The following is a 345-nucleotide window of genomic DNA, read 5'->3' as shown; positions in this document are numbered from 1 at the left end:
GCCGCGCTCGGTGCCGGCCAGCTTGGCGGTGAAGCCGGACAGGAAGTGGTACTGAGTCTGGTTGGCGGTCAGACGCGATACCGGCGGCAGCACGCCGAAGGCATCGGCGGTCAGGAAGATCACCTTGGTGGCGTGACCCGCCTTGGACACCGGCTTGACGATGTTCTGGATATGATAGATCGGATAAGAAACGCGGGTGTTCTCGGTTTTCGAACCGTCGTTGAAGTCGATGCTGCCGTCGGCCAGCACGGTGACGTTTTCCAGCAGCGCGTCGCGTTTGATGGCGTGGTAGATGTCCGGCTCGGCTTCTTCAGACAGCTTGATGGTCTTGGCGTAGCAGCCGCC

General features: G+C 61.4%; 1 protein-coding gene. It reads right to left on the bottom strand.

The features are described 5' to 3' along the window. Nucleotides 1-345 (bottom strand): phosphoenolpyruvate carboxykinase (ATP) (locus tag HMPREF3138_RS27205; RefSeq protein WP_246828731.1); only part of this gene is annotated, 345 nt, incomplete at both ends.

The sequence above is a fragment of the Serratia sp. HMSC15F11 genome, assembly GCF_001808215.1.
In the GTDB taxonomy this organism is placed as follows: Bacteria; Pseudomonadota; Gammaproteobacteria; order Enterobacterales; family Enterobacteriaceae; genus Serratia; species Serratia nevei.
The sequence above is the reverse complement of the archived record's forward strand: the minus strand, read 5'-3'. Positions and strand labels throughout refer to the sequence as shown.